This window comes from Hydrotalea sp. (genome assembly GCA_030054115.1).
Lineage (GTDB): Bacteria > Pseudomonadota > Alphaproteobacteria > JASGCL01 > JASGCL01 > JASGCL01.
Window position 1 is genome coordinate 29553 of record JASGCL010000008.1, and the last position, 9320, is coordinate 38872.

Below are 9320 nucleotides of genomic sequence, written 5' to 3' on the forward strand. Positions count from 1 at the left end.
ATGAAAAATTTTTGTGACCCACAGAAATTGGCGGCAAAAATCACGCGCGCCAATAATATTAAAAACGACCGATTTTTATTCGACCTCGCCAGCGATGAAGTTATCGACCACCTGCTACCCATCAAGCAACCACTAAAAAATATTTTTTGCCGCAATTTTTTTGTTGATGGCTTCGCGCTTGCGCCGCGCCTGCAGAAATTTTACCCCGATAGCATTATTGATGAGCAAGCCACCCCGCCCGATGCCGACAACAAATACGACGCAATAATTGATTTCATGGCGTGGCATTACGGCGGCGACCGCGCCGATGATTTGGCGTCATACCATCGCGCGTTAAAAATCGGCGGTTTTTTTCAGGCCGTGTCGCTCGGCGGCGAGGGGCTGGCCGAATTGGAACAATCATTCCTGCGCGCCGAAATGGTCAATAACCCGCGCGCCACGATGCGGTTTTTTCCGCGACATCAAGTGGCCGACCTTATCGCCGCCCTTGGCCAGGCCAAATTTTCTGCCATCATCGCCGACGGCGACCACATCACCCTGACCTACAATGACGCAAAAACGCTTCTGACCGACGCGCGGGCCATGGCCCTGACCAACAGCCTTATCGGCATCCCGAGTTATTTTGCGCAACCAAAATTATTACAACAGACGATAAAAACATGGCTGGCGCAAAACCCCGTCCCCCTTGCCTTACGCATCGAATTGCTCTATCTTCATGCCATCAGGGAACATTAACCGCCAAAAAAATAGCCTAGGGGCGAATTACCATGAATAATTTTTTAAAAGAAGATTTTATCAATGCCATCGGCAACACGCCGCTCATAAAATTGCGCAAGGCCTCGGCCATGACGGGTTGCAATATTTATGGCAAGGCCGAATTCATGAACCCGGGTGGCTCGGTCAAGGATCGCGCCGCCAAGGCAATTATCGAGGACGCATTGAAACACGGCAAAATAAAAAAAGGCGGCACGGTGGTCGAGGGCACGGCGGGTAACACCGGCATCGGCCTTGCCCTGGTCGGCAACAGCCTGGGCATAAAAACCATCATCGTTATCCCCGATAGCCAGTCACAAGAAAAAAAAGATTTCTTGCGCTTGATTGGTGCCGAGGTGGTCGAGGTGCCGCCAACCAAATACAGCGACCCGAAACATTACATCCACACATCGCGCCGCATGGCCGAGGATTTGGCCGACATGGGCGGCGCACCCGTGTTATGGGCCAACCAATTTGATAATGTCGCCAACCGCCAGGGGCATTACGAAACCACCGGCGCGGAGATTTGGGAACAAACCGATGGCAAGATTGATGGTTTTATTTGCGCCGTTGGCACCGGCGGCACATTGTCCGGCATTGCGCAAAAATTACGCGAAAAAAATAAAAATATAAAAATTGGCTTGGCCGACCCAATGGGGGCATCGCTTTATAATTATTACACCACGGGGGAGTTGACCTCGACTGGCAGTTCGATTACCGAGGGCATCGGTCAAGGGCGCATTACCGAAAACCTCGCTGGTTTAAAAATTGACCATCCATTTCAAATCACCGACCAGGAAGCCCTGCCCTATATTTTTGACCTGTTGCAGGACGAGGGCTTATGCCTCGGTGGGTCATCGGCGGTTAATATCGCCGGCGCAGTCAAATTGGCGAAAACCTTGGGTACGGGCAAAACCATCGTCACCATTTTGTGCGATTCGGGCGCGCGTTATCAATCGAAACTTTTTAACCCGGCGTTTTTGCGCGAAAAAAACTTGCCGCTACCATCATGGTTGGGCTAACAAATTATTGGGGCGCTATGCCCCGCCATTCCATTCGCTATAATATTTATGACCAGTAACACCATCTGCCGTTTTGCCCCAAGCCCGACCGGTTTTTTGCACGGCGGCAACCTGCGGGTCGCGCTCCTAAATTATTTGCATGCACGCCGCAACGATGGAAAATTTATTTTGCGATTGGACGATACCGACCGCGAACGTTCAACCGCCGAATATGCCCAGGCGATTCAGGATGACCTGCTGTGGCTTGGGTTTTCATTCGATGCAATTTATCGGCAAAGCGACCGGCTGGCGTTGTATGAAGCGGCGGTAGAAAAATTAAAAAAAGACGGCCGGCTTTATGCCTGTTACGAAACGCCGGAGGAATTGGCACTGGCGCGGAAAGCCCAAGAAAACGCCGGCAAGCCGCCGCGTTACGACCGCGCGTCGTTAACATTAACGCGCGAAAAAATTTTAGCGTTCGAGCAGGCCGGCCGCAAACCCCATTATCGTTTTCTGCTGGAGGATAAAGACATGGCGTGGCAAGACCTGGGCAAGGGCGCGGTGCAATTTCCAAAAAATATTGTTTCCGACCCGGTGTTGGTGCGCGGCGATGGTGCACCGCTTTATACGTTGTCGTCGGTGGTTGATGATGGGTTGCTGGGGGTGACGATGATTTTGCGCGGCGACGACCACCTGACCAACACGGCGGCGCAGATTCAATTGTTTGCGGCCTTGGGTTACGCCGCCCCGACCATGGCGCATTTACCGCGCATGGTCGATGGTGCGGGCGGCAAATTATCAAAACGTCTGGGGGCAAAATCGATTAAGGATTTTCGCGCCCAAGGAGTCCACCCGCGCGCCATATTATCCTATCTTGCCCATTTAGGTTTGCCGACCGTGGCGCGGGGCGATGAAACGATGGCGGATTTAATCGCCAGCGTCGATGTAAAAAAATTTGGCAAGGCCGAACCCAAGTTTTTTGAAGACGACCTTATCGCCCTGAATAAAAAAATTCTTGGCGGGCTGGATTTGCCGGGCGCGATAAGTTTTTATGGCGCGCCGGCGATGGGAAGCATCGACGACCAACAATGGCAAAAAATTCGCGGCGGCGTGATGGGTAAGGATGATTTGGCGGCCTGGCAAAATATCTTGAGCGATAATTTTTTCAACGACTATAAACCGAACGACGATGAAAAGAAATTGCTCGCCCTGATGGCCGCCCATTTGCCAGAAAATTTAACCGCCGACAGCATCAATAGTTTTTTAGAAAAAATAAAAACCGAATCAGGAAAAAAAGGCAAGGACCTTTTCCACCCGATTCGCCTTGGCCTGACCGGTCGGTTAGATGGCCCGACCATCGCCGATATTTTTTTGCTTTTGGGGCGGGCAAAAACCTTGGCGCGCCTGCAACAGGCAAATTAAAAATTGCGCCACGCAAGTTAAATTTCGATAAGACGCAAGCCGTTGGTGAATAACAGCGCGGTGCGGATTTTTTTCTGCGGATAAACCAATTGCAACAGCGCGCGATATTCCATCATTTGTTTTTTATAACTTGCTGGCACCTGGGCGATGGTGGTAATCGCCGCCGCCGATGTTTTGTAATCAAGAATTTTTACCTCGCGCGGCGTGATAAGCATTCTATCCAACCGCCCCACCCTCGGCGCGCCGGCCACCATGCCCATGACCTCCTGCTCCAAAAACAATTTGCCATCGGCGGTTGGCATAAAAATATCGCGCCAATCATCGGGCAGGTTTGGTGTGCCGCGCTGGTCTAACCCCGCGCCATGGTTAAGCACGCCAGCAACCTCCGCTAATAATTCTTCCTGCTGGTTGGCCATCGCGGGAAATTCTTTGGCAATGGTTTTTGTCGTCGCCGCCTGCCATTGTTCCTTATCAATGGTTGTCAGCAATTGTAACAATCGGTGCACCGCCAAACCTTTTTGCGTCGCGTCATTTTTATGCAAAGGGCGCGTGCCGTTTGTAAAACCTTGTGGCGTCGCTTCGTCGGCGGGGGCATTCGGCCGCGCGTAAGACAAATTCATTTTTTTTGTCAGCCAGTCCATATCGCCCGTTTTTTTCTTGGCCGACGGGTCGGTGGGACGTGCCGCGGCCGATTTCATAATCGGTGCGTCGCCATGAACCATCGTGTCATCTATTATCTCGTGCGGCAAATCCGCCATGGCGCGCTGACATAAATAATACCAACTATTTTTATATGCCGTTGCCTCGCCCTTTGTGTTCTCCTCCTCTTGGTTTTTGCCAAAACCGCTTATCACCAATAAATTTTTGGCACGGGTCAGGGCGACATAAAGCAATCGCCATTCCTCGGCACGCGCCCGTTCTTTTTGTTTCTGCCAACCGTCATGTTGTTTTTTTTCATCGGCCGATAAAAAAAGCGGCGGCTGTGAATCCGCCCGCATCAAGGCCATATCTGGTTTACTGCGGTCAGGAATATAATCGGGCAGGAAAACTATCGGCGATTCCAACCCCTTCGCGCCGTGGCAGGTGATAATCCGCACGCCGGCATTTTGGTCGCTCGCCGTTTCTTTTTTTATTTCGCTGTCGTCGGCCAGCAAATTATCCAACGCCGCCGCCAAATGATTAATTTTATTTTTTTCTAACGATAACAACCTATCCAAAAAAATATTGATGGTCTCCGCTTCCTCCCTGCCCCATCTTGCCAACAACATGGCGCGCCCCGAACCGACAAAGGATTTATCGCCGTAGCGATAGGGGCAAGGCGATTGCAATATATTATAAAAAAATTCGAAAGCATTTTTTTGCGTCGCCGCGCCGGCAATGTTATCAAGCCACGCCACCAACGCCGGCCACCAACCATCCCGATTTTTATCCGCATGATTGCGCAACGAATCATAAAGCGTGCCATCGCGACCCAAGGCAATTTTTTCCAATTCGACGTAAGACAATCCGCAAAGTGGCGACACCAACAAATTGGCCAAATAAAAATCAACCCTCGGCAACAGGGCAAATTGACCAAGGTTGAGCAAATCCTTCACCAACCATTCGTCGCGCAGGGTAATGCGGTCGCGCCCCGCCACTGGCACGCCAATTTTTTTTAACGCCGCGACCAACGGTGCCTGCAATGGGTTTCGTTCCCTTATCAACACCATGATATCCCCCGCGACCACACGGCGCGGCGCGCCACGTGCAACAATCACCCCGCCATCGATTTGTTGTTTAATATCCTTTGCCACACCGGCGATATAATCGCGCAGGTCATTTTTTCTATTTTCTTCTTCTTTATTTTCTTTTGCATAAGAAGCAAATTTTTTGATAATAACTTGCGACGGCAAATCGGCGTCGTGCGCCTGGTGTGATGCGGCAAAATTTTTATCGGCAAAAACCTTATCAATAAATTGCAAAATATTTTTGCCCGAACGGAAAGAAATATCAAACGGCAGGGCGCGGAAATCGCTGGCGAAATGCTGTTGCCATTTTTCTTTGTAATATTGATAAACCGCGACATCGGCCCCCTGAAAACCAAAAATCGATTGCTTGACATCGCCCACCACCAAAAAACCATGGTCGCCTTTATTTTTCTGCAAAACCGAAAACCCATCGACCAAACTTTCGACGACGCGCCATTGGCTTGGGCTGGTGTCCTGCGCCTCATCAAGCAAAAGATGTTTCACCGCGCCAGCCATTTTATATTGCACCCAGGGGTGAATATTTTTTTCATCGGCCAACAAATCGCCGGCCTTGATAATCAAATCATCATAATCGAGTAACCCATTTTCAAATTTTATTTTTTCATAATGGTCAAGAATTTTTATCGCCAACGCCAAGACAACGTAATTTTTACCGGCCGATTCGGCGGCGGCCAGGACCGCATCAATATCATCTATCGCGCTCGCGGTGCTTTCGTCCTCCTCAGAAAATTTTTTACGCTTTGTTTTGCTGATGGTCTTGCCGTCCTTATTCAAAAAATCTTTTGCTGTAATCTGCGCCAGTAAGGCTTGCCGTGCGGCCTGTTGCTCCTCGACCTCATCCGCCGATAGCCAGCCAAAATTTTTCTGCCAAAATGCTAGCTCATCGTGCCCTAATATTTTTTCGTTGCGTAATGCGCGCCTATCCGCCAATAATTTTTCTATCATCTGGCGTAATTGGCTTGCGTCCTGCCAATAGCGTTTGACCTCGCTGATAAGCGGCGCGACCATCGCGTCGGTGCGAAGCAATGTCGTGTCGATAGCATTGTTGCGTAATTTTTTTGCTTCATCTTCCTCGGCCAAGCGAAAACCAAATGGCACACCCGCCTCGAGCGGAAAATAATTTAATAATTGTTGGCAAAACCCATGTATCGTGTTGATAGTTAAGTTTTGTTTTTCATCCATCATGCGCAGAAACAGGCCGCGCGCAATACTCAATTTTTTATTTTTTTCATCGTCGCGCCATTTGCCGCCAAGAATATTTTTTATTTCCTCAGCCAATTGTTTGTCGGGGGCAAATGTCCATTCGGCCAATTTTTTATCAAGCCGATTTTTAATTTCGGCCGCGGCGGCGCGGGTGAAGGTGATGATTAAAATATCGCGCAGGCGATGACCAACCAACAACAGATGAAGCACGCGGTCGATAAGCACCTTGGTCTTGCCACTGCCGGCCGAGGCCGCAACCCAAACATAATAATCGCTGTCTATCGCCTGGCGTTGCGCCAGCGTTAAACTGGTCGCGGTGGTTTCGCGCGTCGTCACCCGCACGGTCAATTCGGTGTTGAGCATATCATTCATTATTGTCTTGCTCCTCCTCACCAATGCCGCTGGCCCATTCGCCCTCGCGCGCCAACAAATCATAATCATTGTATTTTTCGCCTTCGTTAGCAATGAAGCCGTAATTTGCATCGGCCAAGTTTTTTACCAGCTCGGTCAATTTTTCTATCGCTTGGTTTATCAAGGCGTCGCTAGCCAACGAATCTTTTTTGGTGCTGGCGGCGAATGATTCGCTTTTTGATTTTCGCCCCTGCAATTGTAAAAATGCTAAATCAATCGGCGAGTCATCACCACGCACGCCAGCAAAACCGCCGTTCTGCACCAACCACCCCTCCAACGGCAATTGCAAACTTTCACCGGCCTGACGTTTTTTTTGTGTCGGCAGGCCACCGGTTTTATAATCAACCACCGCCACATGACCATCGTTGTGAATATCAATTCGGTCGGCGCGCGCGGTTAAGGTAAAATCGTAACCAGCAACCGGTAACGCGGCCGAGCCGGTAACCTCGACCAGGCTCTCGGCAATACCCGCTTGCTGGTAACCCTGCCAAAAAAATTTACAAGATTCATAAAACAAATCACGCCAGAAAACGGCACCGGCCACGCCGCCAGCCCCGCCGCCGCTGGCAACATTCGACTGGTAATCGCGCAAAACCTCATCGCACAAATTAAACAACAACACCTCTTCGCGCCCTTGGTGTTTGTCTTTTTGCCATAGGAATTCTTTTAACACCTGGTGCAATAATTTTCCCTTGTCCTGGGCCATGGTGTCATCGTCCATGCTGGCGGGTTTGCGCAACGACAAAATTTTATTACCATAAAGCCAAAAAGGATTGGCCTGCCATTTTTCGATTTGCGTCACGCTGAGGCGGTGCGGTCGCATCTCAAGCGGCGGTGTCGGTGCCGGCCGCACAATAGGGTGCGCCGGTGATTGATGTTCGATGTCATCGTAAGCTTGCAACGCGCCATACCATTCGGCGGCGCGGGCGTTCATCGCGACATCTATCGCCTGTTGATGATAAACGGCGAGCAAGGCCTCCAGCCGTTGCAACCAGCGGGATTTTTCCAACGGCACGCCGTTTTCTTTTTCATGGCTGAGCAAGAACACCTCGGGCGATAAAAAATTGGTCGCAAAGTCATGCGCCGCCAAGGATAATTTTTCTTCATCGCTCGGCAATCCCCATCGCTTGCGAATTGGTTTCGGCAACCACGGGTCGGGGGTTGCGGCGCGCGGCCATATGCCCTCGCTCAACGACGCCAATATCGTGATGTCCAATTTTAACAGGCGCGATTCCAACGGGCCAACAATATTCAAACGCGGAATTTGTAAAAATGGGCGGTGCAGGGTTTCATCAACCAACAATTCGTAAAACCAATCATGAAAATCAACCCGCGTCATTAAAAAATTATCCACGCCGCCAACCGCCTGGTGGTCGCTGATTAACCCGTCGATAATAATTTGTAATTTTTTTCCGGCATCACCGGCAAAAATATCCTGTGGCGCGGCGGCGGTGATGGCCTGCACAAATACCATGAATTCTTGCAACCACTGGGTTATCGGTTTTGGTTGGTGATGGTCTTTTTTATTGAGCAAATCATAAATCGGCGACAACCAATTTGTGACCGCCTGGCGAAAGGCAATGTCTTTGGCGTCTGGTTTTGTTTGTCGGTCGTCGTCGGGGGTGGTGATGGCGGCCTGCAACTTCTCGGCGGTTAATGGGCCGCGCAGTCGTGGCAATACCTCGACCACCAAAAAACTGGCAAATTGCCGCGCGGCGTTTTTTTCATCGCTTGAGGTTGCGCTCGCCGATTTTTTTATATCGCCCGGCATTGTCCACGGGTGGAGGAGCAGAGATTTCAAATGACGTTGGTTGATGTGGCTGAAAAAATGGCTGGCAATAAAAATAAAAATACCCAACGGGGTTTGCCAAAATGGTGTGCCGGCACTATCCTCAACCTCGACCCCCATGGTCTGCAACACCAACCGCAACTGGCGCACCAATTGCCGGTCGCGGGTTACAACCGCGATGGTTTTATTATTTTCGACCAGCTGTTTTTTTATGACCAGCGCTATCATCCGCGCCTCATCCTCCCTATCATGCAGGGTCAATATCGTCACGGCCTGCATCGCGGTGGTAATTATGGCCGGTAATTTTTCATCGGCGCGTGCCAACCAATTTTTTATCGGCGGCAGGAAAATTTCTGCCAAAAGTTTTTGCCGCGCGGCAATAGCATCGGGCACGGCCTCGGCATGAAAATATTGCACCGCCTGGCGTGGCACCCGCAACCATTGTAACAAATGCACCATGGTGCGTTGTGGGTGAACCATCGCCGATGAAATAAACAGCGCGCTTGGCCGCGATTCTTTTTTATTATTATTTTCCGCGCCGTCAAACGCGGCGGCCAAAAATTTCCAAACATCATCTTCCATTTCCTTATCAAAGCCCGGCAATATCACCATGCCATTTTTTAATTGCAACACCGAGCGCATCAGGCTACGCGTGCTGGCGCGCGAACCGGTGGAGCCAGCGATGATAACCGGTTGTTCGGGGCGAACGCGGTCGTAATAATCGGCCAAGGCCAGCATACGGCGGTTGAGCAATTGTTCTCGGTCCAGCGGCGGCGATGCCGCCATCTCCACCACGCCCCCGGTGCCAGATGTCGATTCGCTTTCGGCAATCATGGCGTCATAACGCGGCACGATGATTTTTAAAAAATCCAATATATGTTTCCAATGGTCGGCCAGGTTGTCTATCACCCCGCCAACAATGCCGATGCCGCCCGCGCCATTATTGTCGAACATCATGGCTACCTCTTCATCGTCGATGGCCGCCAACACATC

At 50.6% G+C, this 9320-nt stretch carries 5 protein-coding genes; 3 read left to right on the forward strand and 2 right to left on the reverse strand.

Features of this window, described 5'->3' with window-relative positions:
• From QM529_02915 to gltX, 3 genes are all read left to right on the forward strand, one after another.
• A partial coding sequence (locus QM529_02915; GenBank protein MDI9313614.1) for a hypothetical protein occupies positions 1–735 on the forward strand: 735 nt, incomplete at its 5' end.
• Between the two features lie 32 nt (positions 736–767).
• Complete coding sequence (locus QM529_02920) at positions 768–1775, forward strand: cysteine synthase A (protein MDI9313615.1); 1008 nt, start codon at positions 768–770, stop codon at positions 1773–1775.
• 48 nt (positions 1776–1823) lie between these two features.
• On the forward strand, positions 1824–3176 hold the full coding sequence (gene gltX, locus QM529_02925; protein ID MDI9313616.1) for a glutamate--tRNA ligase: 1353 nt from the start codon (positions 1824–1826) through the stop codon (positions 3174–3176).
• A 17-nt stretch (positions 3177–3193) separates the two neighbouring features.
• Here gltX and QM529_02930 read toward each other — a convergent pair whose 3' ends face one another.
• Positions 3194–6499 (reverse strand): UvrD-helicase domain-containing protein, encoded by a 3306-nt coding sequence (locus tag QM529_02930; protein ID MDI9313617.1) that lies wholly within the window; start codon positions 6497–6499, stop codon positions 3194–3196.
• The coding region (gene addB, locus QM529_02935) for a double-strand break repair protein AddB (protein MDI9313618.1) at positions 6492–9320 on the reverse strand (2829 nt) is incomplete at its 5' end. The genes addB and QM529_02930, both read right to left, overlap by 8 nt.